The 26,718-nt window shown below is 46.3% G+C and carries 24 protein-coding genes; 23 read left to right on the forward strand and 1 reads right to left on the reverse strand.

The genetic code is table 11. The annotated features are described in order from the left end of the window. Positions 1-45 precede the first annotated feature (45 nt). Positions 46-246 (reverse strand): hypothetical protein, encoded by a 201-nt coding sequence (locus tag MHI51_RS00245; RefSeq protein WP_036678792.1) that lies wholly within the window; start codon positions 244-246, stop codon positions 46-48. A 125-nt stretch (positions 247-371) separates the two neighbouring features. Between MHI51_RS00245 and pth the strand changes: the two genes are divergently transcribed. The 23 genes from pth (at position 372) to MHI51_RS00360 (ending at position 26,678) form a co-directional block, all read left to right on the forward strand. Continuing rightward, positions 372-932, forward strand: coding sequence for an aminoacyl-tRNA hydrolase (gene pth / locus MHI51_RS00250; RefSeq protein WP_076218449.1), 561 nt, complete (start codon positions 372-374; stop codon positions 930-932). 84 nt (positions 933-1,016) lie between these two features. After that, complete coding sequence (locus MHI51_RS00255) at positions 1,017-1,247, forward strand: anti-sigma-F factor Fin family protein (protein WP_036678789.1); 231 nt, start codon at positions 1,017-1,019, stop codon at positions 1,245-1,247. Positions 1,248-1,378: 131 nt separating this feature from the next. Continuing rightward, positions 1,379-4,903 (forward strand): transcription-repair coupling factor, encoded by a 3,525-nt coding sequence (gene mfd / locus MHI51_RS00260; protein ID WP_038568019.1) that lies wholly within the window; start codon positions 1,379-1,381, stop codon positions 4,901-4,903. After that, positions 4,890-5,942, forward strand: coding sequence for a peptidylprolyl isomerase (locus tag MHI51_RS00265; RefSeq protein WP_076186806.1), 1,053 nt, complete (start codon positions 4,890-4,892; stop codon positions 5,940-5,942). Before mfd ends, MHI51_RS00265 begins: the two co-directional genes overlap by 14 nt. A gap of 255 nt (positions 5,943-6,197) precedes the next feature. Next, entirely contained in the window at positions 6,198-6,740 is a 543-nt protein-coding gene (gene spoVT, locus MHI51_RS00270; protein ID WP_036678783.1) for a stage V sporulation protein T, read from the forward strand. A 148-nt stretch (positions 6,741-6,888) separates the two neighbouring features. Further along, positions 6,889-8,556, forward strand: a complete 1,668-nt coding sequence (locus MHI51_RS00275) for a polysaccharide biosynthesis protein (protein WP_076218448.1) — start codon at positions 6,889-6,891, stop codon at positions 8,554-8,556. A gap of 27 nt (positions 8,557-8,583) precedes the next feature. After that, the gene (mazG, locus tag MHI51_RS00280; RefSeq protein WP_405173479.1) at positions 8,584-10,083 is read left to right on the forward strand and encodes a nucleoside triphosphate pyrophosphohydrolase; all 1,500 of its coding nucleotides are present in this window, start codon (positions 8,584-8,586) and stop codon (positions 10,081-10,083) included. Positions 10,084-10,372: 289 nt separating this feature from the next. Next, entirely contained in the window at positions 10,373-10,645 is a 273-nt protein-coding gene (locus MHI51_RS00285) for an HU family DNA-binding protein (RefSeq protein WP_036678778.1), read from the forward strand. Continuing rightward, a complete protein-coding gene (locus tag MHI51_RS00290) occupies positions 10,645-10,923 on the forward strand; it encodes an RNA-binding S4 domain-containing protein (protein ID WP_076130073.1) in 279 nt (92 codons plus the stop codon). The genes MHI51_RS00285 and MHI51_RS00290 overlap by 1 nt, the downstream gene beginning before the upstream one ends. A 159-nt stretch (positions 10,924-11,082) precedes the next feature. After that, positions 11,083-11,367 carry a sporulation protein YabP gene (yabP, locus tag MHI51_RS00295; RefSeq protein ID WP_036678773.1) on the forward strand — a complete coding sequence of 95 codons (285 nt, stop codon included), beginning with the start codon at positions 11,083-11,085 and terminating at the stop codon, positions 11,365-11,367. Beyond that, on the forward strand, positions 11,364-11,927 hold the full coding sequence (yabQ, locus tag MHI51_RS00300; protein WP_076277927.1) for a spore cortex biosynthesis protein YabQ: 564 nt from the start codon (positions 11,364-11,366) through the stop codon (positions 11,925-11,927). Before yabP ends, yabQ begins: the two co-directional genes overlap by 4 nt. A 24-nt stretch (positions 11,928-11,951) precedes the next feature. Beyond that, entirely contained in the window at positions 11,952-12,287 is a 336-nt protein-coding gene (locus MHI51_RS00305) for a septum formation initiator family protein (protein ID WP_076130075.1), read from the forward strand. A gap of 124 nt (positions 12,288-12,411) precedes the next feature. Further along, a complete protein-coding gene (locus tag MHI51_RS00310; RefSeq protein ID WP_036678766.1) occupies positions 12,412-12,912 on the forward strand; it encodes a S1 domain-containing RNA-binding protein in 501 nt (166 codons plus the stop codon). 343 nt (positions 12,913-13,255) lie between these two features. Continuing rightward, positions 13,256-15,763 carry a stage II sporulation protein E gene (gene spoIIE / locus MHI51_RS00315; protein ID WP_076277926.1) on the forward strand — a complete coding sequence of 836 codons (2,508 nt, stop codon included), beginning with the start codon at positions 13,256-13,258 and terminating at the stop codon, positions 15,761-15,763. Between the two features lie 528 nt (positions 15,764-16,291). Next, a complete protein-coding gene (locus MHI51_RS00320; RefSeq protein WP_076277925.1) occupies positions 16,292-17,038 on the forward strand; it encodes a VWA domain-containing protein in 747 nt (248 codons plus the stop codon). Continuing rightward, the gene (locus tag MHI51_RS00325) at positions 17,028-17,966 is read left to right on the forward strand and encodes a protein kinase domain-containing protein (protein WP_036678862.1); all 939 of its coding nucleotides are present in this window, start codon (positions 17,028-17,030) and stop codon (positions 17,964-17,966) included. The genes MHI51_RS00320 and MHI51_RS00325 overlap by 11 nt, the downstream gene beginning before the upstream one ends. 36 nt (positions 17,967-18,002) lie before the next feature. Next, positions 18,003-19,445 (forward strand): tRNA lysidine(34) synthetase TilS, encoded by a 1,443-nt coding sequence (gene tilS / locus MHI51_RS00330; protein WP_076219481.1) that lies wholly within the window; start codon positions 18,003-18,005, stop codon positions 19,443-19,445. 46 nt (positions 19,446-19,491) lie between these two features. Further along, a complete protein-coding gene (gene hpt / locus MHI51_RS00335) occupies positions 19,492-20,031 on the forward strand; it encodes a hypoxanthine phosphoribosyltransferase (RefSeq protein ID WP_036678757.1) in 540 nt (179 codons plus the stop codon). Positions 20,032-20,140: 109 nt separating this feature from the next. Continuing rightward, entirely contained in the window at positions 20,141-22,195 is a 2,055-nt protein-coding gene (ftsH, locus tag MHI51_RS00340) for an ATP-dependent zinc metalloprotease FtsH (RefSeq protein WP_036678755.1), read from the forward strand. A gap of 259 nt (positions 22,196-22,454) precedes the next feature. Continuing rightward, positions 22,455-23,393, forward strand: coding sequence for a quinolinate synthase NadA (gene nadA / locus MHI51_RS00345; protein ID WP_036678753.1), 939 nt, complete (start codon positions 22,455-22,457; stop codon positions 23,391-23,393). Between the two features lie 39 nt (positions 23,394-23,432). Continuing rightward, positions 23,433-25,049 carry an L-aspartate oxidase gene (gene nadB, locus MHI51_RS00350; RefSeq protein ID WP_076277923.1) on the forward strand — a complete coding sequence of 539 codons (1,617 nt, stop codon included), beginning with the start codon at positions 23,433-23,435 and terminating at the stop codon, positions 25,047-25,049. Beyond that, positions 25,039-25,914 carry a carboxylating nicotinate-nucleotide diphosphorylase gene (gene nadC, locus MHI51_RS00355; RefSeq protein WP_076220479.1) on the forward strand — a complete coding sequence of 292 codons (876 nt, stop codon included), beginning with the start codon at positions 25,039-25,041 and terminating at the stop codon, positions 25,912-25,914. Before nadB ends, nadC begins: the two co-directional genes overlap by 11 nt. Next, positions 25,911-26,678, forward strand: coding sequence for a type III pantothenate kinase (locus MHI51_RS00360; RefSeq protein ID WP_036678745.1), 768 nt, complete (start codon positions 25,911-25,913; stop codon positions 26,676-26,678). The genes nadC and MHI51_RS00360 overlap by 4 nt, the downstream gene beginning before the upstream one ends. The last annotated feature ends 40 nt before the right edge of the window (positions 26,679-26,718 follow it).

A 26,718-nucleotide genomic window follows, 5' to 3' on the forward strand; every position in this document is an offset into this window, starting at 1 on the left:
GGAGATGTAACCCTTATCGGCGTGCTACAGGTAGAACTACTGGATTTAATATCCGGGACGGGAGACAAAGGTGAATAAACTGCGGTTATATAGTGTCCCTTGTAGCTCCACGAAAGCTTCGTCTACCGCTGTTAATACACCGATATCAATATGCACGTCGCCCTTGTATATTTCCACGGGCACAGCATATTGGATGTGGTACTGAAAATGGCGTTGATGTGTCAATAATTCGCCTTTGTGCGGCATGGGTTATCACCTGTCTTCGGAGTATAATTTCGCTCTGGTTGCACAGAGATATGTAGATTAGATCTATTGTACCAAAAACGGACTCCTCTTGCCGGAGAGCCCGAACGGAAAGGAAAGGTTCGATAATGAAATGGATTGTCGGATTGGGAAATCCCGGAACACAGTACGCGAAAACAAGGCATAATGTTGGCTTTATGGCTTTGGATGAGCTTGCTGCCCAGAACGGAATTGCCTTCAACCAGAGCAAATGTAAATCCGTCTTCGGTGAAGGGGTCATTGGTGGCGTCAAAACCGTATTGATTAAGCCCATGACCTTTATGAACTTGTCCGGTGAGGCCGTTCGCGCTTATATGGATTATTACAAAGTTCAACTTGAAGATATGATCGTCGTTTATGATGATTTGGATACAGAAATCGGAAAAATCCGCTTGCGTTATCAAGGAAGCGCTGGTGGACATAATGGAATTAAATCCATCATACAGCATGTAGGAACACAAAATTTCAATCGGGTACGAATGGGTATTTCTCGTCCTGAGCCAGGTTTTGCTATTGTCGATTATGTTCTTTCTACTTTTCCTAAGAAGGAAAGCGATCCGCTTAAGCAAATGATCCTTAATACTTGTGATGCACTGGAATACAGCTTACAGCATTCATTCGAGCAGACGATGGCTAAGTTCAATGGTTAATCTGTAAACCCTGTTGTTTTTAAGGCTAAAGATGAAGCTGCCCGGACATACTGAAGGTATATAGTACCTTCAGGAGGCATATAGATGGCAATAAACTATGTTTGTAGGCACTGTAAGACATCTCTAGGCAGTATTAATAGAAGTGATGTTACAGAAATGCAGTTGGGCCTTCATTCCTTGACCCCTGCGGAGCGCAGAGATATAATAGCGTATAATTCAGAAGGTGAAATCACGGTAAAGGTTACTTGCGACTATTGCAAGGAGGCTTTAGAGAACAATCCGGAGCTTAGCCTGCTGACAAGTCCGCTTCAGTAAGGTGGAAGCGCCTGTCTCTATCGTCATCCGCAAGCCTTGGCGTTACAGCTGAGGCTTCTTTTCGATTCCAATCATAATAGGTGACGGTGGCTATGCCACCGTTAGCCTGTTTAGTAAGAGAGGTGCGCCTGTTGTTACAAGGTCTTATAGAAGCTTTTTCCAAGGATCCCGATTTCCAGTCTATCACCCATGGTGTTGCTGCAGGTATGAAAGAGCAGCTCATTTCGGGGCTTACAGGTTCTGCTAGACAGATTATGCTTGCAGCATTACATGAAGAGACAACTCGTCCCTTACTTGTAGTGACTCATAATATGTTTTCGGCCCAGAAGATGGCCGATGATTTGCAGGAAGCGCTTTCTCCTGACCGGGTTCTGCTCTATCCCGCCAATGAACTAGTGGCTGCAGAAGCGGCTGTATCAAGCCCAGAGACACTGGCTCAGCGTATAGATGTGCTGACCAAATGCGCTCAGGGCTTCCGTGGTATTGTTGTAGTTCCTTACTCAGGAGTGCGTAGATTGCTGCCAGCCCCAGAGGTTATGGCAGAGGCGCAAGTCACCGTTTCCCAAGATGGAACGCTTGCTCTGGATGAATTTTTGATGTCCATGATTGAAATGGGCTATGAAAGAGTAGAGCGGGTTGAAAATCGTGGTGAACTGAGCGTACGGGGTGGAATAATTGATTTTTATCCAATGACATCTCCTTTGGCTTATCGGGTTGAGTTATTTGACGATGAGGTTGATTCCATAAGAACTTTTGATCCAGTGGATCAGCGTTCTATTGATAAGGTACGTAGTGTGAAGATTACACCGGCTAAAGAGATTATAGCTAGTAGATTGCGCCAGGAATCTGCTTCTGCTGAAGCCTCAGCTATGATGGAGCGACAGTTGGAGAAGATGGCGGATCGCCAGGCGAAGCTCAGGCTGCGGGAAGAAATTGGCCGTGAGCTGGAAATGCTGCGGGAAGGTACTTATTTCCCGGAGATCTATAAATATATCAGTCTTTTATATCCTGAACGCTCTCATTTATTTGATTACATGGCCCAGGATACCATTCTTATTCTAGATGAGCCGACAAGACTGCTCGAAACGGCGAGACAGCTTGAACGGGATGAATCGGAATGGAACCTGCATTTGCTGCAAAACGGCAAATCATTGCCGGATCTAGATCTCTCTGTCGATACGGATGTTGTTATGTATCAGCGCCCGTTCCAAAGCCTGTTTATGTCAATCTTTTTACGTCAGGTTCCGCATATTCAGCCTCAGAACATTCTTGGATTTATCAGTCGTGGAATGCAGGATTTCCATGGCCAGATGAATGTGTTGAAATCGGAAATGGAGCGTTGGCAGAAGTCCGGTGTTAAGGTAATGATGCTTGCGAGCAGTGAGGAACGGATTGAACGAGTGCGCAGAGTTCTTTATGATTACGGCATTAACGAGCCGATGATTGTACAAGGAAATCTGGGTTCTGGTTTTGAGCTGCCCTCTATTCATCTAGCTGTTATAACTGAGGGAGAAATGTTCTCTCAGAAGCAGCGGAAGGCACGGAAGATCTCCAAAGGAATAGATAATGCAGAACGGATCAAGAGTTACACAGAGCTGAAAATCGGTGATTATGTCGTCCATCAGAACCATGGTATCGGAAAATATATGGGAATCGGCACGCTTGAGGTCAGCGGTATTCACCGTGATTACATGCATATTTTATATGCTGGCGGCGATAAGCTCTCAGTTCCGATTGAGCAGATTGACCTGATTCAGAAATATGTCGGTTCCGAAGATAAAGAGCCGAAAGTATATAAACTAGGCGGCAATGAATGGACACGAGTGACCAATAAGGTTCGTTCCTCCGTTCAGAATATTGCTGATGATTTGATAAAGCTATATGCTGAGCGCCAAAGTGCCGCAGGATATGGTTTTGAAAAGGATACACAGGAACAGCATGAATTTGAAGAAATGTTCCCTTACGAGGAGACCCGAGATCAGCTTCGGGCTATCGAAGAGATTAAGAAGGATATGGAACAAAACCGGCCAATGGACCGATTGCTTTGCGGTGATGTTGGGTATGGTAAGACTGAAGTGGCTATTCGGGCGGCTTTTAAATCAGCGATTGAAGGTAAACAGGTGGCGGTGCTAGTCCCGACAACGATTTTGGCTCAGCAGCATTATGAGACCTTCCGGGAACGTTTCGCTAATTACCCGCTTAATATTCAGGTCTTAAGTCGTTTCCGCAGCCGTAAAGAGCAGAACGAGACGATTAAAGGCGTTAGGGCAGGAACTGTCGACGTAGTTATCGGTACACATCGTCTGTTATCTCAGGACCTTGTATTCAAGGATCTGGGGTTATTAATTGTGGATGAAGAACAGCGTTTCGGCGTGACTCATAAAGAAAAGCTGAAAAAACTGAAAACAAATGTAGACGTTCTTACGCTGACTGCAACTCCAATTCCTCGTACGCTACATATGTCGATGCTCGGAGTGCGGGATTTGTCTGTCATTGAGACCCCACCAGAGAACAGATTCCCTGTGCAAACGTATGTAGTGGAGCATAGCCAGACCCTTACGCGGGAAGCTGTAGAGCGGGAATTAGCTCGTGGTGGTCAAGTCTATTATCTCTATAATCGTGTGCAGGGCATTCAAGAAATGGCCGCTCAAATCTCTATGCTTGTTCCTGAGGCTAGAGTTGGCATCGGACATGGTCAAATGTCGGAATCTGAGCTCGAGAAGACCATTCTCGATTTCCTTGACGGAGAATACGATGTGCTCGTCAGCACAAGTATTATTGAGACGGGCGTAGATATTCCGAACGTTAATACACTTATTGTGCATGATGCGGATAAAATGGGCTTGTCTCAGCTCTATCAGCTGCGTGGACGTGTAGGCCGGTCCAATCGGATCGCTTACGCTTATTTCACGTATCAACGGGACAAGGTGCTGACAGAGGTTGCAGAGAAACGTCTGCAGTCTATTAAGGAATTTACGGAGCTGGGCTCTGGTTTCAAAATAGCGATGCGAGATCTGTCTATTCGCGGTGCAGGTAACTTGCTGGGTGCAGAGCAGCATGGCTTTATCGCATCCGTGGGGTTTGATCTGTACTCACAAATGCTGGCGGAGGAAATTCGTAAGCGTAAGGTTACTGTGCTTGGGGAGGAAGATACATCCCTGAAAGAAGGCAATACAGTCATTGATTTGTCGATTGACGCGTATCTGCCGTCAGAGTATATTTACGACAGTATCCAAAAAATTGAAATTTATAAAAAAGTGGCGGCAGTAACCTCCTTTGATGATGCTTCCGAGCTTGAAGATGAGCTCTTGGATCGGTTCGGTGAGTTACCTGAAGCCGTGGTAAATCTACTATCGGTCGCTCGTCTGAAAGTGTATGGAAAAATGTATGGCATTGATTCCATGATTAGACGCGGAGATGATGTTACCTTGAATTTCTATGAGGGAAGTCTCGGCGCTTTAGACACAGCGAAACTCGCCAAAGTTGGAAATAGCTTCGAAAGACGTGTACAATTTGATAGGGATGCGAAAGCCAGTATCCGGGTCAAATCGAAAGATTTAAGTGATAAACAGCTGCTTGACTTGCTTGAACAGTTTCTTAAGGAAGCTAAACAGTCTTTTAAATCGAAGGGAGAACTACACAATGTCGTTAAATAAAACAAAATCATGGAAAGTGCTGCTCGTTTCATTGGCAGCGGCAGTTTCCTTTTCTATGCTAGCAGCATGTGGAAATAGTGCGGATGATAATCAAGCTGTGGCCACTTATAAAGGTGGAACGATTACACAAAAGGAATTTGCAATGGATCAAAAAATCATGAAATTCCTTTCTCCACAACAAGCGCAATATTTAGAGATTGATGCGTTTAAGGAGTCCATTCTGAAGCAAGAAGTGGGCTTTGAATATTTGGCTTCCCAAGCAACGGATGAAGCGAAAAAGCAAGCGGAAAAAGAAGCCGATACTCAAATTGCAAGCATTAAGGAACAATTGGGCGATACCTATAAGAAGACACTGAAAGATGCTGACGTTACAGAGAAAGATATTCGTACTTATATGGAGCGTGTGCTGACAGTTTATCAGGATATGCTGCTTAAAGTGACTGATGATCAAGTTGTCAAAGAATTCGAAGCGACTAAAGGCGACTTTACGGTTGCCACACTGCGTCATGTGCTAATTGGTCTGACAGATGCAGACAACAAAGAGCGTACCAGCGAAGAAGCGCTTAAAATAGCGAAAGAAGTTAAGGCGAAGCTGGATGGCGGTGCTGATTTCGCAGCCATCGCTAAGGAATATTCTGACGATACTGGCTCTAAAGAGGCAGGCGGGGAATATAAAGATAAAGCTGTAGGCACTTATGTGGAGGAGTTTAAGAAGGCTGCACAGACCTTGCCTCTAAATACCATCAGTGATCCTGTAGAAACTTCTTACGGTTACCACATCATCAAGGTGGAGTCCCGTACAGACAAGACTTTCGACCAGTTAACGGATGAGCAAAAAGAAGGCATTAAGAGCTCAATTGTATCCAAGAACCTAGAAACGTTCATGGAAAAGGATCTGGAAGCCATTATTGAGAACATCAATCTGCCAAAAAGCTCTGCTGCCGCAGATGAAACCGGAACAAATAGTGGAACAGAAGCCACTACAGCTCCAAGCGCATCCCCAAGTGCTTCTCCAAGTGCTACAGATGCGGCTGAATAAACATCGGTAAATATGGACAAGCTTACCTTAGAAAAGCCATCTTCACTTAAAGTGAAGATGGCTTTTTATTTCGCAGAAACGGTTGTAGAACTACCTTTATCTTGATGCAGATATTAATACATGTCAGCTTATGTATAAGGATCTGGGAAGAGATGAATACTATGGTCAGATATTACGATAAATCACTGGGATTATCCTTTCCCATAATGGACAGTAGTAAGACCATACTTCTTAAGAAAGCGGGGCACATGTGAAATGAAAGCTACTGGAATTGTTCGCCGTATTGATGACCTCGGACGCGTGGTTATTCCCAAAGAAATTAGACGTACTCTTCGTATTAGAGAAGGAGACCCACTGGAAATATTCGTCGATCGGGACGGTGAAGTCATCCTCAAGAAATATTCTCCGATTGGTGAGTTGGGTGACTTTGCAAAAGAGTACGCGGAGTCATTGTTCGAAGGTACTGGACACATTACGATGATTGCTGATCGTGACACCTTCATTGCCCTTGCAGGCGGCTCCAAAAAAGATTATTTGGAGAAACAGGTAGGAGTGCTGCTGGAGAAAGTCATGGACAGCCGTAAGACTGTGTTAGAAACCAATGAAGGCAGTTATGAAATTGCTAAAGATCATCCGGATTTGGTGTCCTCATATGTAGCCTCACCGATCATTTCCGGTGGAGATCCTATTGGTTGTGTAGTGATGGTGAGCAAGGATGATTCGGCGAAGATGGCGCAAATGGAAATAAAAATGGCCGAAACGGCTGCCGCTTTCCTGGGCAAACAAATGGAGCAGTAATCTTAATTTAGACCCCGCTTTCCTTTTGGTAAGATATACAAAGGGCAAACGGGGTTTTGTCGTTTACACAAAACCGTTTCTACTTGTGGGCATACATACGTTATAATATAGAAATTCATCCCATCAAAGTTGTAGAAGCAGGTATTATATGAAATCTAATACACAAACATCACGATTGCTGCAAGGCGCATTTATCCTTAGTGCCGCGGCCATTATCTCAAAGCTTATTGGCACACTTCAAAAAATTCCGCTGCAAAATCTAGGCGGAGATGCTGTATTTGGTATATACAACACAGTGTATCCCTTGTATACAATGCTGTTAACGGTAGCTATGCTAGGTCTGCCTGCGGCGATCTCCAAATTTGTCGCCGAAGCTTCGGCTGGGAGACGCGATGAAGAAGGCCGCCGGATTCTACTATTATCCGCGCTAATTACAGGCATCAGCGGCTTGATTATCGGCGCCATCACCTATGCAGGTGCACCCATCATTGCCGAATGGGTAGGTAACTCACATGTAATGCCTGCCTTGCGGACAAGCGCCTGGGGTTTGGCAGTTGTCCCTGTCATGTCAGCCATACGCGGGTATTTTCAGGGGCTGCATAATATGGTTCCTACTGCCGTGTCACAGATTGTAGAGCAGTCTGTACGGGTTACAGTGATGATTGTTCTTCTTTTATATCTCACTTCGCAGGGAGCAGGAGCTGAGAGCATCGCTGCTGGCGCGCTGCTTGGTTCTGCCGGAGGGGGAGCTGCAGGGCTTGTAATTATGCTGCTGTACTTGAGACGTCACCACCGGAGGGTAAAACAGGAAGCTGCTGCTGTCGAAAGTCAGCGTGTAAGAGCGCTGGATGCAGGACATGGGCTAGGTTCCAAGCAAGGGTTTATGGGCATTAAAGCAGGTACACTGCTGGCTTATGGAATTCCCGTAATGCTAGGTGCACTGGCTATGCCTCTTATCGGTCTTGTAGATGTATTCACTGTGCCTCGACTGCTGTCGTCTGACGGAAGTGAAGTAGCTGCGATGGCCCAGTTTGGTGTGTACAATCGGGGTTTGCCACTTGTGCAGATTATAACGATGATTGCCACCTCACTGTCTGTTGTGTTCATTCCAGCTTTGGCGGAAGCGAAGTACAAGGGAGATATGAAGCTGATTGAGACCCGCTGCAGCTTGTCGCTGCGTTGGTTCTGGCTGTTAGGTCTAGCGGCCTCAGCGGGCCTTGCAGTGCTTGCTGAGCCGATTAATATGGCTCTTTACGGCGATACCGCTGGCAGCAGCACAATGACTTGGCTGGCTTTTACCGCTGTTGGCGGTACAGTCAGCATCATCTCTGCTGCGCTCCTGCAGGGCCTCGGCTACGTGCGCGCCCCGGCCCTGCACCTTTTGGCCGCCGCGCTGCTCAAGGCGGCCCTGAACCTGCTGCTGGTTCCGCAGCAGGGCATTACCGGCGCGGCCATCGCTGGCGTGGCTGCGCATTCGTTCGCAGCAGCGCTTAACGTGCTGCTGCTGTACCGCCAGGGCCATCTGCGGCTTCGCCTCGCAGATGCCCTGGCACGGCCCGCGCTGCTCACAGCGGGCCTGGCTCTTGCCGCCGCAGCTGCCAGCTGGGGCACTGGCGCCGCGGCTACGGCCGCTGGCATCGGCGGCGGACGCACCGCCAGCTTGGCGCAGAGCCTGCTCGGGGTGCTCGCAGGCTGCGTTGTCTTTGCCGTAGGCGCGGTGGTGCTGCGGCTGCTCAGCGAAAGCGAGCTTCGCCAGCTTCCGGGCATCGGCCCGTCTCTGGCGGACAAGTTCAAAAAGCTGCGATTATTTCCATAATTAACCCGCTTAAAAGGAGGAACAGATATGAGTGCAACATTAACAGTTGTCGGTCTCGGGTCAGGTAATCCCGATCGGCTGACACTAGGAATTATAAAAAAACTGAAGGCAGCATCCGTTGTCTACGTTCGTACCCAAGAGCATCCAGTCATGGCTGCTCTCACCGAGCTTGAAATCGCCACGCAATCCTTTGATGGACTGTATGAAACATTAGCTTCGTTTCCTGAGGTTTATGCTGCAATTACTTCAAAATTGATTGAAGAGGCTCGCTCCGCCGCAGACGGTACAGATATTGTCTATGCGGTTCCGGGGCACCCCATGGTTGCAGAGTCAGCTGTTTCACAGCTGCGTCAGCGTTGCCCGGAAGAAGGAATAGAACTGCAAATATTAGGCGGGGAGAGTTTTCTGGACGAGGCGTTTGTGCGACTGGGGTTCGACCCTATTGAAGGCTTCCAGTTATTAGATGCTTCAGGCATTCGCAGCGCTCAGCTTCAACCTGAATTGCATACTCTGATTGGCCAGGTTTATGACAGCTTTACAGCTTCGGAGACAAAGTTATGTCTGATGGAGCTGTATCCGCCCGAATATGAAGTGGTGGTGGGTCATGCCCTTGGCGTGGAGAACGAAGAAAACATTGTGACTGTTCCTCTATACGAATTGGACCGGCTTGAGGGTTATGGCAATTTGTCTCTGGTCTATGTACCTGCGAATCGTGAGGAGAAGCTAAGAAATCGTACTTTCGCTCGCTTGCATGAGATTGTCGATATTTTGCGCAGTCCGGACGGTTGTCCGTGGGATCGGGAGCAGACTCATGAATCTTTGCGTAAAAATCTAATCGAAGAAACCTACGAAGTGCTTGAGACGATTGATGAGGATGACCCAGACCATATGAAAGAGGAGCTGGGCGACCTTTTGCTGCAGATCATGCTGCACTCCCAAATGGAAGAGGAGCTGGGCACGTTTAACGTATTTGACGTCATAGAAGGACTGAATGATAAGCTTATCTTCCGCCATCCCCATGTATTTGGTGACAAGAATGCGAATGACGCTGAAGAAGCTCTGATCAATTGGGAGGGCATGAAGGCAGAGGAGAAGCGGCGTAAAGGCGTGAAGCCAGAGGAATTATCCGCCCTCAGTGGGGTTCCGCGTGATTTGCCCGCTCTTATGAAGGCGTACAAGCTTCAGAAAAAAGCATCCAAGGTGGGCTTTGATTGGGACAACGCTACGAATTGCTTAGCTAAGGTTCGTGAAGAAGTAGAAGAGCTGCAAGAAGCCATCGATACTGATGCAGCCGCCGAGGATCAAATCCTGGAGCTGGGCGATCTATTATTTGCTGTTACCAATGTTGCCCGATTTATTGGCGCAGATCCGGAAGAAGCTTTAACCCGGACCAACCGCAAATTTGTGCGTCGGTTTCAGTATATCGAGCAAAGTCTGCGAGCCAAGGGTATGAGTGTAGAAGATAGCAGCTTGGAAGAGATGGAAGAGTTGTGGCAGGAGGCAAAGACTGAGGAACGAAAAGTATAGTAATTTTCTCAGACTATGTACGGTATACGGACCTTAAGATGAGGCAATGCTGTGAAAGTAGCATTCATCTCTGATTTAGATTATGGCGAGTAGTTTAATAGTGCTATAGAATAGATTCTGCGACGATTTCTGAGAAATAACTGTTTCTTTTTTTAAAAAACGACGATTCGTGGCAGGATTTTAAGATGACATCAAGAATATCATAAAGACGAAATGACGGCTTGCCCCATAATATGGCGGTGAATCTCGTTTCATTTATTTTTTCGTATCCTAGGAGGAACTTTAAATTATGAACAAGACAGATTTGGTAAACAACATTTCCGAGAAAAACGGATTGGCAAAAAAAGATGTAGAAGCAGTATTGAACGGATTCTTGGGTGAGATCACAGAAGCTTTGGCAAAAGGCGATAAAGTTCAACTGATCGGTTTCGGTACATTCGAAACTCGTAAACGTGCAGGACGTACTGGTCGCAACCCGCAAACGGGCACAACGATTGAAATTCCAGAATCAACTGTACCGGCATTTAAAGCTGGTAACAAGCTTAAAGAAGCCGTTAACTAATGCGTCTTGACAAATTCCTGAAAGTGTCCCGATTAATCAAGCGCCGTACAGTGGCCAAGGATGTGTCCGAACAAGGCCGGGTGCTGATTAACGGGCGGGAATCTAAGCCAAGTAGTGCAGTTAAGATCGGTGACGAGATTACTGTGCAATTTGGACAAAAGCTTGTAACGGTCAAAGTCGAAAAGCTAGTCGAAACGACACGCAAGGACGAAGCCGCTGGTATGTATACTCTACTTCGGGAAGAGCCTGTTGCCAAAAGCACCGGCTTGGACTGGTAGGAGTAACATAGTTAATAGTAAATAAGAAGGAATAACTTTACATATTGTAGAGTTGTGCCTTCTTTTTTCTTTTTTTATCTCTCTTATTTTAGTGGATTGGAATGTTCTATAACTTCTTCTACTGCCATAGATTAGAGGTAAGAAGGAGGGGTACATGCTATGATCGAGCCAGGAAAGGTAAATAAACAGCATGATCTGCACATGCGCAGTCGTAAACAGCTAGAGTTGACGGGCGTGCAAAATGTGGAGAGCTTTGATAGCGAGGAATTTTTGCTTCGTACAGAACTCGGCCATCTCACCATTCGCGGGAATCATTTACATATCAAAAATTTAAGTCTGGAGAATGGACTGTTGTCCTTGGAGGGCAATGTACATTCCCTGATTTATCTAGATCCCGGATCGCAGGGCAAAAATAAAGGTCTACTCGGTAAGCTATTTAAATGAATCCTGCAGTTCAGTGGCTAACGCTGTTCTACATGATATTGGCCGGGGTGACAATGGGACTGGCCTATGACAGCTACCGGGTGCTGTCGCTCAAGTTCAATTTTCCCAAATGGCTGAATGCCATGCTTGACCTGCTGTATTGGCTTTGTGCTGCTTTGTTTGTTTTTAGAATGCTCTATGCCGGAAATCAGGGGCAATTGCGATTTTATGTCTTTTTAGGTTTATTTCTAGGAATATGGATCTATTTTTTGATCTTCAGTGTTACGGTGCGGCGTTTTGTGTTAATGTTAATTCAATCGGTTCAGTATATGTGCAGATTGCTATGGAGACTTGTGGAGATTCTAATAGGTAAACCTCTTCGCTGGCTTTGGCGCCTTATTATAGGGTTGCTATTGCTGCTAGGTCGTATTCTATTATTCATCCTTAAGCTTCTGCTGCGTCTAACGAAGCCAATTTGGGTATTACCAGTAAGGTGGATTTCTCCATGGTTATCTCGGCTTAAGCATAGCGCCTGGATCGTGAAGATTACTGGATGGATTACCAAATGGCGGAAACGCTGACCTTTGAATTAGGGGGTACGCTGCATGAACAGATTCACTGCGGAAGAGAAAAGTAATCCCAGCAAAAATTCGGCCGCAGGCGCGAAGAGAAGAAGAGTTATGTGGATTCTCTTTGTGGCAGTATTTTTTGGCTGGGCGGGTTATACTTACTTCAATCAAAGTGCGGCAATTACGGACAAGGGCGAGCAACTCGCCAAGAAACAAAAGACTAGTGAGAGTGTCACAGCATCTTTGAATCAACTGAAATATGAAGTGTCCAGACTTAATGATGATGAGTATATTGGCCAATTAGCGCGTAAATGGTACAATATCTATCCTCAAGGGGAAACTCCTATTCGAACAGAGCAATCAGAGCAATAATACTGGCTAAAAGAGGCTTTTACTCTGTTGCCTTGCTTTGCTCTTTACTGTATAATCAAATCACCGCAGACAGGATGACCTTAATATTCGTCTGTATATTTTTAAGGGAGGATCATTTTATTCTATGGCAATTGAAGTGGGCACCAAGTTAGAAGGCAAAGTGACAGGCATCACGCATTTCGGAGCATTTGTGGATCTGTCAGGAGGTGTCACAGGTCTCGTTCACATCTCGGAAATCGCCGATAATTACGTCAAGGATGTTAACGATCATCTGAAGATTAGTGATGTAGTAACCGTCAAGGTGATCAACGTCGATAAGGACGGCAAGATCGGACTTTCCATCAAGCAGGCTGTTGACAAGCCAGCATCGGAAGTACGTCCGCCTAGAGCTCCAAGACCAGAACGTCCTAGCGGCGGAGACCGTTTCGGCGGCGGTGGCGGCAGTGGTGGAGGCGGCGGTGGATTCAATCGTGAACGGGGTGGGCGTCCATTTAAGCCTGCAGCCGGTAAACCTTCATTCGAGGATAAAATGTCGCGATTCCTGAAAGACAGCGAAGAACGGATATCTTCGATTAAGAAGAACACAGAAGGAAAGCGCGGAGGCCGTGGAGCCAAACGCGTATAATCCAATACCTGTACATCATAAATAACCGCAAGGGCATTTCGCCCTTGCGGTTTTTTTGTCGTGTCATATAAACTTGCCGACAGCATCCATGTCATTCTCACATAACTCTAGGGCAATCGCTGGCGAATGACCGCCAGGCTTGCGCCTAAAACTGCACTGGAAACAAGCTTAAGGAGAAGCAACCTACTGCGCCGCAAGGGATCGATCTATTTTTTTAGGAATAATGAACAAAGGCTTTTTTGTCGGAAATTTCTTATGACTGTCCCTCCATTTCTGACAAACTTTCTCAAATGACCCGCTATATAATGAGAACCATAAATTCTTAAACGGGTGGTGTAGGGAAATGAGTAAAAGCAATGTGGTGAATTTGCCAGAGTGGACAAGAGTGGGAAGCGAAGATAAGAAGCAGAGACAAGCCTTAGGCACGCGTATTATAGCTTGGGGTCAGAAGCAGCGATATATTCAGCTTATTACAGCGAAGAAGTGGATGCTTCTGTTAAGCTTTATGGGGTTTCTGCTAGGTAGAGCTATGATTCTGGACGAGCTGTCCCCTTTTGCTGTCGCATATTTTGCCGTCATTGTGTTTATGCGTCGAGACTCTATGTTACCTGTAGCGGGTGCTATTATAGCTGGAAGTCTCTTCACTCCGTTTCCGGGCGCCTTGGTTACTACGGCTGAACTGATTATCTTTTTTCTTGTTTATAGAGGGCTTGAAAGTTTCGAACGAATAGATTTGTCCTATGCACCCCTTATGGTCTTCGTATCTTCGTTTATGGTTGGCCTGTTCAAGATTGTTCTCGGACCGTCTCTTTCCTGGTACCCTTTTATGATGACTACTTTAGATGCTTTACTCGGGTTTGTACTTACGCTTGTGTTCATTCAGGCACTTCCTCTACTAACTTACAAACAAAAGAGCAGATCGCTGAGGAACGAGGAGATTTTATGCCTTATTATTCTGTTAGCCTCCGTAATGACAGGCCTTGTGGGCTGGACACTTAATGGTTGGTCATTAGAACATATATTGTCTCGTTATTTAATTTTGCTCTTTGCTATGGCAGGAGGCGCTCCGCTCGGTGCAGCTGTTGGGGTAGTGACGGGGTTGATCCTCAGTCTGGCTGATATCAGTGCTATCTATCAGATGAGCCTGCTTGCTTTTTCCGGAATGCTAGCGGGAATGATGCAGGGTGGGCGAAAGGGTGCGGTATCTATCGGCATGCTGCTGGGATCAACGATCCTTTCCGTCTATTTTACGGGTCCGGGTGATATGATGGCCTCAACATGGGAGACCTGCGCAGCAGTAGTGCTGTTTCTATTAACGCCTAAGGCGATGATATCAGCGATTGCAAAATATGTACCGGGCACGTCAGATCATAGCCGATCTCAACATGAATATGCCCGCAGGGTCAGGGATCTGACTGCAGAACGGGTCACTCAATTCTCACAGGTATTCCAACAGCTCTCCAGTAGCTTTGGTCAGATTCCACGTGCCGGAGAAGTGGGCAAATCGGATCGTGAAATGGAAGATTTTATGAATACGGTCACAGAAGGCGCCTGCGCTGGCTGCATTCGCCGTACCCACTGCTGGGATGCAAAATTCTATCAGACATATAGATACATGACAGATATGATGACAACTGTTGAGGAATGCCCTGATATTACGGCTGCTCAGCTGCCACCGGAATGGAGCCGTATTTGTGGCAAAACCGGAGAAGTGCTTGAGGTCATGAAGGGACAATATGATCTCTACCAACATGATATGCGGTGGAAAAGACAAATATACGATAGTCGCCAATTTGTTGCTGAGCAGTTGTCAGGCGTGTCACAGGTTATGGAAGACTTGGCCAAGGAAATTAAGCGCGAGGGACAGGCCATGTATCGGCAGGAAGCGCAAATCCGCGAGGCTCTTGAGAAATTGGGACTGTCTATTCATGGTATTGAAATTTTAAGTCTGGACCCAGGACGCGTAGAAATAGAAGTAGTGCACGCTTATAATCGCGGTTTTGATGAATGCCGTAAAATGATTGCCCCACTCCTCTCCGACATTCTGGATGAGAATATTGCTGTCATGAGTGAGACGGCGGTTCATCCCCGGGAAGGACTCTCAATGGTTACCTTTGGTTCAGCCAAAGCCTTTGAGGTAAACACGGGTGTGGCAGTTGTTTCAAAAGGTGGGGATATGCTGTCTGGCGATAGCTTCAGCACCGTAGAGCTTGGAAATGGCACTTTTGCAGTATCCATTAGTGATGGTATGGGGAATGGTGAACGGGCAAGGATGGAGAGCAGTGCCGCACTCGGCATGTTAGAAAAGCTGCTGCAATCCGGAATGGATGAGAAGCTGGCTGTAAAGTCGGTCAACTCAATTCTTTTATTACGCTCCCCTGATGAATTCTATGCTACTGTCGACATGGCTTTAATCGATCAATATTCTGCGCAGACAACGTTTATGAAGATTGCTTCAGCACCAAGCTTCATCCGGAGGGGGAGTGAGGTCATTCCAATAACCTCTAGCAATCTGCCTATAGGAATCATTAAAGATATTGATGTGGATCTAATCAGTATGCAGCTTCGCCCCGGCGATATTTTAATTATGATGACCGATGGTATTTATGATGCGCCTGGATATGCCGTTAATAAGGAGATATGGATGAAACGGATGATCCAAGAGCTTGAGGGTGATGATCCTCAAGATTTAGCGGATAGCCTGTTGGAGAAAGTAATCCGTTATCAGGGCAATGAGATCCTTGATGACATGACTATTGTCGTCAGCCGTCTTGATCATTTCCATCCGGAATGGTCCAGCCTGCATATGCCGGGCATCGGTCGTATGGAGCGCCCGCGTACGGTAAGTTAGTTATTTTAGGTTTAGTAGGTTTTAATGTTGGGCACGCGCGAAGCGTCGTGTTGCTTGTATAGTTTAAGGCACGCGCAAGATATAGTGCTGCTTGGGGGCACGCGCGAAGCGTCGTGTTTCTTGTGAGTTTGTAGCACGCGTAAGGCGTCGTGCTAATGGAGGCAGTCGAGGCGAGTCCGTGATGTGTAACTCGCCGGCCTCTACTATTCTCGTTTCAATGGTCGGCTGACTTGGGACGAAATCTGTAGATCTAAACTGTTTACTAGTGAAGGTATGGAACGGAGAGAAAGTTTGGAGCTGTAGAAGCGGAGCGTTCGCCTTTGTCCTCGGATTCCAACCGCGAGAGGCGGTTCTAATCAAGGAATCTGAGGACAACAGCGATCGAAAGCCCAAACATTTCTCGCAGTTCCCCTATTCACTACCCCCCCTATTTGATCGAAATTCCCACACTTAATATCGACCGTTTGAAATCTCTCATTTCTGGATATGCTAGAAACAGAGGTTCAAACAAAGGGGGAGTTGAGGGTTATGAAGCAAATTATGCTCATTACTGACGGTTGTTCGAATGTAGGAGAAAGTCCGGTGTTGGCAGCGGCGCATGCCCTGCAGGAGGGAATCACCGTAAATGTGGTCGGTGTAGTTGATTATGGTACGATCGGTGAAATCGGCAGCCGGGAGATTGCTGACATTGCCAAGGCCGGGGGAGGCCTTAGCCGAATAGTCGGAACACCACAACTGGCGCAGACGATTCAGATGATGACACGCAAGACCGTGGTTCAGACGATCCAGCAGGCGGTTAATAAAGAGGTAAAAAAGATACTAGGCGACGGCTCACTGGATCAGCTGCCTCCTGTTCAACGTTCACAGGTTGTTACAGTTGTAGATGAACTGACAGAAACAACGCCTCTGCGCATTGCACTTCTTATCGATGCCAGTGCCAGTATGAAGCCTAAACTGGGTGCTGTGGAAGATGCAATCCGCGATTTGGCACTCAGTTTAGAAGCACGGGAAGGCAAGAGTGAGATCGCTGTGTTTCATTTTCCCGGAAATAACAGCAGTGAAGATGCCAAGCTTGACCTGGATTGGACGCATGACATGTCAGGTATTCGTACGCTATTCTCTAAATTACACATGAGAGGCGCAACACCGACTGGCCCAGCTATTTTCAAGGTGCTTGAACATTATCGTTATGATACACTGGATGAACATCGTGGACGCCGACTAAGCGATAACCACGACGAAAGAGAAGGGATGATTGGTGGGTATGTCGTCTAATCCGTCCTATCCTACTGGTACCTTAATTAACGGCAAATGGCGGGGTAACCGTTATGTCGTTGAGCGGATGCTGGGAAGGGGCGCGAACGGAACCGTATATCTTGTGCAAAGAGAAGGCAGACGGGAAAGGTACGCGCTAAAAATCGGATACGATACACTTGAACTTCAATCGGAGATCAATGTACTGACCTCGCTGCAATCGCGACGAAAGCGGAATGAACATCGGGCTCGTCGTGAGAATCCATTGTCTTCTTATTTTTTGGAAGCGGATGATTTTGCGAATGGGGATAATATCCCCTTCTATGTGATGAGGTATGTTGAAGGCAAACCGCTGCATCATTTTTTATCGAAAAACGGTCCCGATTGGTTAGGCCTGGTAGGTCTTGGTCTGCTTGAAAAGCTGCGCACACTGCATGAATGTGGATTTGTGTTCGGTGATTTGAAGCCCGAGAACGTCATGGTATCAAAGTACGGCGAAGTCGAGCTGATCGACTTTGGGGGCACAAGCCCTATTGGTCGTAGCGTGAAGCAGTTTACCGAATGGCATGATCGTGGTTTCTGGAATGCGGGCAGTCGAATCAGCGATGAGGGTTACGATCTTTTCGCATTTGCTGTGCTGTGTCTTCGTTTGCTCAATGAAGAAGGGCTCAAAAAGGCAGCCTTACAGCTGCCGCAGACGAGAAGTGTGGACGAATTATTTAAGCTGGCTAGAAATTTACCCAACAAGAAACTATCCTCCTGGATTTGTATGGCGTTAAAAGGGGGGTTCTCAGGCTCTGCGGATGCTACTGAGGTCTGGCGAAACCATATTTATAACTCGCGCAGAAAGCGCCCGGATAGTATGGACACCCCGCGGTGGTTAAAAAATGCATTCGCATTGTCTTTGTTTTTGCTCGCCTTTACGATTTATTGGGTATTCCGCTTTTGAACTCATACATATAGTTGGAGAGAGAGGGGGGCGCATATGGAGCAAATGAATGGACTGGTGGAGTCTGTATTGGAGTCAGCAGCCGAGCATGAGCTGTGGGCGCCCCATGACACCATTGTAGTCGCAGTTTCCGGCGGCCCGGATTCTGTGGCTCTTTTGCATGTTTTACATGAAATATCTTTAAAATTTATACCGCTTACCTTAATATGTGCTCATGTGAATCATGGATTTAGGCCGGAGTCGAAGGAAGAGGCAGAGCTCGTACGTGGTATGGCTGAAGAATTGGGATTGCCCTTTGAGTTTGCGGAATTCGATATTCCCTCCTTGGCTAAAGAGAGTGGACTTGGTCCTGAGGGTACTGCACGTGAGAAGCGGTATGAATTTCTGATTGATACGGCACACCGATATGGGGCGCGTTCTGTTGCTCTGGCTCATCATGCTGATGATCAGGCAGAAACTGTAATTATGCGTCTATTACGCGGAAGTGGCTTATCTGGACTGTCGGGTATCAAGTGGAAAAGAACAGAAAAAAAGGTGGAACTCATTCGCCCATTCCTACGTATTAACAAAACAGCACTTTTAGGGTTATGCCAAAATGAAGGTTTTACTTATGCTGAGGATGCCACCAATCTGCTGACGAAATACAAGCGGAATGCCATTCGTTTGGAAGTTCTTCCTTTTCTGGAAAAGTATAATGGCAGAGTGAGGCAATCCCTCGTACAGCTTGCGGAAATTGCGGGAGCTGAAGATGAGTATATGGAGACGTCTGCGGCAAAATGCTTTGAAGAGCTAGTTTCGGAAGGGGATGGGAAATACACCTTTAACAGAGCTTCATTTGCTGCCATACCCTCCGCTTTACAACGGCGTTTGATTAAACTAATATTAAATTATCTGTCGGCGGATTTATCTGCCCTTGATTTCCCCAAGATTGAAGCTGTACGTCGGGGAACGCTGCAGAGCTATCCCACCACCTGGAGCTTGGATTTGGGTGGAGGCCTGACTTGTATGCGGCAATATGATAGTATCTTGTTCTCGTCCAAGCCCACGACGCCACAGGCAAGCTATACATATCGTCTGTTTTTACCGGACTCTGAGCTTAAATTGGAGGAAATAGGTAAGGTGATGTCGATGGCGGTACTGGAGAGAGAAAACTTTTTTGTACAGGGGGAGGATTATGGGAAGATGTCGGCTTGGTTTGACCGTGATGAACTGGTCTTTCCACTGACGATACGATCCCGATTGCCTGGAGATACCATAAGGATCATGGGATTAAACGGAAGCAAAAAGGTAAAAGATATTTATATTGATGATAAAATACCTGCTTCCGAACGGTCATTGATTCCCCTCGTTTGTGATGGTTTGGGCAATATCGTCTGGATTCCGGGCGTAAGACGCTCGATGCATGCCGCAGTAGGGCGGCACACGACCTCCGTACTTCTATTGTCTCTGGCAGAGCTGGATGACCACGAAGTCACGTAATGGTCGAAGTAAGTCTTTCATAGTATAACTTAGGAGGTTTCGCAAGTTGCAAAACGATATTCAAGAAGTATTGATCACCGAAGAGGAACTTCAGCAGAAAATTAAGGAGCTCGGTCGAACACTGAGCGAAGAATACGCAGGTCGTACCCCTTTAGTAATTTGTGTACTAAAAGGTGCGTTTATATTTATGGCAGATTTGGTTAAAGCCATTACAGTACCTGTTGAGATGGATTTCATGGCAGTGTCCAGCTATGGAGCATCCACCAAGTCCTCTGGAGTAGTCAAAATTATTAAGGATTTGGATGTATCGGTAGAAGGCCGCGATATCTTGATCGTTGAAGATATTATTGACAGTGGTCTTACACTCAGCTATTTAATTGAGTTGCTCCGCAACCGGAATGCTGCTACTATCTCTGTGGTTACCTTGTTTGATAAACCATCAGGCCGCACTGTTAATCTTGAAGCCAGCTACACAGGCTTCGTGTTACCTGACGAATTTGTAGTAGGTTACGGATTGGATTATGCCGAGCGGTATCGGAACCTCCCATATGTTGGAGTACTGAAACCTGAGATTTATTCCAATTGAACTAAGGACTGCCTCGATCATACGGATCGGATACCCACAACTTCCTTTATTTGAGGTGTCCCAAGAGGCTATGGTACAATAACTTGAGTGTTGTGAGAGGAGGTAGGGGATGAATCGGTTCATCCGGAATTCTGGTTTTTATTTGATTTTATTTTTAGTCGTGGTGGGTATTGTCCAGTTTGTGAGCAATGGAAATGAAGCCGCCGATTTCCCTAGATACGACGAGTTACGGCAGGAGATCAAGAACAACAATGTGAAGGATTTGACGGTTCAGTTTGAGGGTAATGCCTTTCTGGTCACAGGCGAGTATAGAGAGCTGCCTGCCGATACTAAATCGAAAAGCTTCTCCACATATATTCCTCCTACAGATGCCGCTATCAATGAACTGATTCAAGCCAGTGATGTTAATGGGATTGAATTAACTCAGAAGAAAATGGAAGGTACCAGCATTTGGCTGACATTCCTTTCTTCAATTATCCCACTGGTAATTATGTTCATCTTGTTCTTCTTCCTGTTTAACCAGGCGCAAGGTGGCGGCGGTAAAGTCATGAATTTCGGCAAGAGCAAGGCTCGGTTATATAATGAAGAGAAGAAGAAAATCAGCTTTGAGGATGTAGCAGGGGCGGACGAAGAGAAGCAAGAGCTTGTCGAAGTCGTTGAGTTCCTAAAAGATCCACGCAAATTTGCAGCTGTTGGCGCACGTATTCCTAAGGGCGTATTGCTTGTAGGTCCTCCGGGAACAGGTAAAACATTGCTTGCCCGTGCGGTAGCAGGTGAAGCTGGCGTTCCTTTCTTTAGTATTTCCGGTTCTGACTTTGTGGAAATGTTCGTGGGTGTCGGTGCTTCTCGGGTACGTGATTTGTTCGAGAATGCTAAGAAGAATGCTCCATGTATTATCTTCATTGATGAAATTGATGCTGTGGGTCGTCAGCGTGGCGCCGGTCTTGGTGGCGGACATGACGAGCGTGAACAGACGCTTAACCAATTGCTGGTTGAGATGGATGGATTCGGTGGTAACGAAGGCATTATTATTGTAGCGGCGACTAACCGCGCTGATATACTTGATCCGGCATTGCTTCGTCCAGGACGTTTTGACCGTCAAATTACGGTTGACCGTCCTGATGTGAAAGGCCGTGAAGCTGTACTTAAGGTTCACGCTCGTAACAAACCGCTTACGAAAGATGTAAGACTGGATGTTGTTGCTAAACGCACAACCGGATTCACAGGTGCTGATCTGGAGAATCTGCTGAATGAGGCAGCTTTGCTAGCTGCACGTCGTAACCGTAAAGATATTTCCATGATTGAAGTGGATGAAGCTATTGACCGTGTTATCGTAGGTACTGAGAAACGCAGCCGTGTGATCAGTGACCGCGAGAAACGTATTGTAGCTTATCATGAAGCAGGCCATACTATTGCAGGTTACTTCCTTGAGCACGCCGATATGGTGCATAAAGTTACTATTATCCCACGCGGACGTGCAGGCGGATATGTTATTATGCTTCCGAAGGAAGATCGGATGATCGTTACCAAGCAGGAGCTTTTGGATAAGGTTACTGGATTACTTGGTGGACGTGTTGCTGAAGAATTGTTTATTGGTGAGATCGGTACGGGTGCATACAGTGACTTCCAACAGGCTACGCGCATCGTGCGTGCCATGATTATGGAGTACGGTATGAGCGATAAGCTTGGACCTATGCAGTTCGGATCTTCTCAAGGTCAAGTATTCTTGGGTCGTGATATTGGGCATGAACAGAATTACAGTGACTCCATTGCTTATGAGATTGATCAGGAAATGCAGAACTTTATTACTTCGAGTTACGAACGTTGTAAAGATCTGTTGATCAAACACTCCAAAGAAATGCACTTGATTGCCAATACATTACTTGAGAAAGAAACACTTGAGCTTGATCAGATCACACAACTGATTGAACAAGGATTCCTTTCCGAGGATGGTAAACCAGAGGGTGGCGAAGGTGTTGCCCATGAAGTTGGCGAGCCTGTCATCGACAATATCGGTGATGTGCGAGTTCGCATTCAAGGCAAGCCTGAGGATGAACAGTCCACACTTCCTGACCTGTCGAAGGATATCCCGAATAACCCTGATTCTGAGGGTAATGACGGTTCCGGTGATGACAACAAAGGTGGGGGCACTAGCCTTACCTAATTGGGTCCACCATTCATATGATGTAAATTTATCCGGAGAACGTAACTGTTCTCCGGATTTTTTATTTTAAATTTTAAGGGATTCTATGCCTTAAAGCCTGTCCAGTTACATTGACAGAGGCTGGAACGTTGTGTACATTAGTGATTAATATTACTTACTATTTATATCAGCATGTTCATTTTTTCACCATGATGGCGCATGCCATTTGATAACATCATGTCGGCGAAAAGCCGCGAGGATTTAAGGGGGAGAACAATCGGTGGAAGCTCTGGCGCTTGAGCGCAAGCAGGAACAGAATCGAGAACTTCGTATACGTCTTGAACAGCTTAAAAAGGAACGAAACGCAATCATTTTAGCTCATTATTATCAACGTGATGAAATTCAGGAGGTTGCCGATTTCCGGGGCGACTCTTTTTTACTCGCTCAGAAGGCTGCAGAGACAGATGCAGAAGTTATTGTATTCTGCGGTGTTCATTTCATGGGGGAAAGTGCAAAAATTCTAGCCCCGAACAAAACCGTCCTTATTCCTGATGAACGTGCAGGCTGTCCAATGGCAGATATGGTCAATGTAGACGGTTTGCGTAAGCTAAAAGCTCAACATCCAAATGCTAAAGTAGTCACTTATATCAACTCGTCCGCCGAGATTAAAGCAGAAACCGATATTTGTTGTACCTCTGCTAATGCTGTGAAAGTAATCGAATCCCTTGACGCCGAAGAGATTATTTGGGTCCCAGATAAGAATCTTGGTCAATATGTACAAGATCAGACGGGCAAGAAGCTGATTATTTGGGAAGGCTATTGCAACACTCACGACATGTTGACCGTCAAAGATGTAGTAGAAATGAGAGCAAAATATCCAGATGCGGAATTTGTAGTTCATCCAGAGTGTCGTCCTGAAGTAGTCGCCATGGGTGACTATGTAGGCAGCACTACATCAATTCTGGAGTATTGCCGGAAATCGGATCGTAAGCAATTTATCGTTGGAACGGAAGATGGTACCGGATATCAGCTTCGTAAGGATAGTCCAGATAAAGAATTCCATTTTGCTACCAAATTTCTTGTTTGTCCTAATATGAAAGTTAATAATCTAAAAAAACTGGTGAAATGCCTGGAGACGATGAAGCCACAAATCTATGTACCGCCTGCTGTCGCCGACAAAGCCAGAACATCCCTAGAGCGCATGCTACAAGTCCGGTAGCATGCGCTACTCTTTCGTTGAAACAGGTGAAAAGCGGTCATGATTCCACAATATTTGGTTGATTTTGATCTTCGGGATATTCCTACGGTAAAGACAGATTGTATTGTTATTGGTTCAGGGATTGCCGGGTTATTCACAGCTATTAAAGCCAGTGAAGATCGGCGTGTCATAATGATCACAAAGAAATCAGTAATGGAAAGTAATACTCGCTATGCACAGGGGGGGATCGCAGCTGTTATAGCTGAGGATGATTCCCCTGCTTACCACCGGCAGGATACCTTAATGGCCGGAGCAGGTCTTTGCTCCTCAACAGCTGTCGATGCACTTGTTAATGAAGGGCCGGAAGGCGTTCATGAGTTAATTCGCTTAGGAACTCTGTTTGATAAGGAAGATGGGGTACTGGCTTTGACTCAGGAAGGTGCACACAGCCACCGCCGTATTTTGCATGCTAATGGGGATGCTACAGGTTATGAGATTGTTCGTGCATTGGCGGAACAGGTAGCCGAACATGAGAATATTGAGGTCTGGGATGATCATTATGTTATCGATCTCATCACTGAAGGTGGAGAATGTGTAGGCGCATTATTGCAACGGCCCGGTGGTGGAAGGTTGTTCCTGCAAGGGGATGCGACCATTTTGTGCTCTGGTGGAGCAGGACAATTATATCGATACACTACCAACCCAGAAGTAGCTACAGGAGATGGTGTAGCGATCGCCTATCGCGCTGGGGCTCATATACGAGATATGGAATTTATTCAATTTCATCCTACAGCACTTAGTTACCCGGGAGCTCCTAGATTTTTAATCTCCGAAGCTGTGCGTGGGGAAGGAGCAGTCTTGCGCAATATTAATGGAGAACGGTTCATGGAACGTTATCATGACCTGCTTGAGCTAGCTCCGCGGGATATTGTAGCACGAGCTATTGTAAGTGAAATGGAACATACTAAATCAACGTTCGTTTATTTGGATATTACACATGAATCTCCAGAGATGGTGAAGCATCGGTTTCCCACAATATATGAGACATGTATGGGCTATGGACTGGATATTACAAGTGATTGGATTCCAGTGGCTCCCGCTGCGCATTATATGATGGGGGGGATTAAGACCGATCTGAATGGAGAGAGCACCATCCCACGTCTGTTTGCTTGCGGAGAGGTTTCCTCCACAGGCCTGCATGGCGCTAACCGTTTAGCTAGTAATTCATTATCTGAGGCCATTGTATTCGGACAGCGTATTATTGATCGGATTCATGAGCTTTCCCCGCTGGACCGTGATGTATTATCGGTTAAGAGTAACGAGGGACGTGTAGATTCGCCAACTCAAGCTATTGTGGAACGTCGTTTGAAGCTACAGAAGGTAATGGTTCGATATGCCGGACTACGTCGTAACGAAGAGATGTTACTTAAAGGACTAGATGAATTAAAACGACAGCTGCCAATCTTTGGATCAGCATTGTCCAAACGTGAGGAATATGAATTTGCTAATATGCTGACCTGCTGTTTGCTTGTGACAGAGTCTGCTCTGGCACGGGAAGAGAGCCGTGGGGCGCATTACCGTGAGGATTATCCGCAGCGGGATGATGATCAGTGGCGTAAGCACCTGCTTCAAATTCGCGAACTGGGAATAGTGGAGGAATTAAGCGATGATGTTTAATGGTTACAATGAAGAGCTAGTACAATCCATCAAGGCCTGGTTGCGGGAAGATGTTGGTTCCGGAGATGTAACCACGCAGATGACGATTCCAGTGGGCCATGAGTCCAAAGGGATTATTCATGCCAAGGAAGACGGTATAATTTGTGGCATTCCAATTGCAGAGCTGGTTTTTGAAATTGTGGATCCGGCGCTTAGTTTTACAGCACTTGTCGAGGAAGGTCAAGCTGTAACCAAAGGGACTGTAATTATTGAGGTTGAGGGCAGCACACATGCGATTCTAACAGGTGAGCGGCTTGCGCTTAACTTGATGCAGCGTCTTTCGGGTGTGGCATCACGAACAGCTTCTTTCGTGCAGGTGTTGGAGGGATTACCAACTCGTCTAGTGGACACACGTAAGACAACACCAGGTCACCGGATGCTGGAGAAATATGCTGTTCGTATTGGTGGAGGCTTTAATCACCGTTTTGGGTTATATGATGCAGTTATGATCAAGGATAATCATATCAAAGGCGCAGGTGGTATTCGGCAGGCTGTAGGTCGTGCCCGGAAGAACATCCCGCATACGATGAGCATCGAAGTGGAGACCGAGAATTTAGAGCAAGTCGAAGAGGCGCTGGCAGCAGGTGCTGATATTATAATGCTCGATAACATGTCTAACGATATGATGAAGCAAGCCGTGGCTAGGATTAAATCGAAAGCTCCGCATGTTAAGACAGAGGCTTCTGGCAATGTATCGTTAGAAACCTTACGCGGGATTGCTGAAACGGGTGTGGATGTGATTTCTGTCGGGCGCCTTACGTACTCCTTCTCCAGTCTGGATATCAGTCTAGACCTTAATGCCAAGAAGGAAGGGCCTTTGTCATGATGCTTGCTGTCGATATCGGTAATACCAATATTGTTCTCGGTGTATATAGAAAACGCGAATTGCTGCATCATTTTCGGCTAAGCACTGCGCGTCAATCGACCGTGGATGAATATGGAGTAATGATACACAATCTTTTTCACATGTCAGGTATATCTGTCAAAGACGTTGAAGGTGTAATTATATCTTCGGTTGTTCCGCCACTAGTTAAGACTATTGAGGATATGTGTATTAAATATATAGGGAAAGACCCATTGATTGTTGGACCAGGGATTAAGACGGGGCTTAACTTACGTTATGAGAATCCGCGTGAAATTGGCGCAGACCGGATTGTTAATGCAGTTGCTGCGATTGAACAATACAAATGTCCACTTGTCGTTGTTGATTTTGGTACGGCTACGACTTTTGACTGCATAGATGCAGGTGCTAATTATCTTGGTGGGGCGATTGTCCCCGGTCTAGGCATTTCAACGGAGGCATTATACCAGCGGGCATCTAAGCTGCCGCGAATTGAATTGGAGAAGCCTAAAAAGGTCATCGGGCGTAATACGGTGCACGCGATGCAGGCCGGGATTATTTTTGGCTATGCGGGTCAGGTTGAGGGCATTGTTAAACGAATTAAAGTCGAGATGAACGCTCCCGAACTGAAGGTTATTTCGACCGGAGGCCTCGCCTCCCTAATTGCGGGTGAAACGGACTGTATCGATGAAGTAAATCCTATGTTAACGCTAGAAGGATTAAGAATTATTTACGATCGTAACCAATAAAGATAAAGAAGCCTAAAAGGCGAAGAGATAGGAGGGCTAT

The sequence above is a fragment of the Paenibacillus sp. FSL H8-0260 genome, assembly GCF_045040625.1.
Lineage (GTDB): Bacteria > Bacillota > Bacilli > Paenibacillales > Paenibacillaceae > Paenibacillus_AQ > Paenibacillus_AQ odorifer.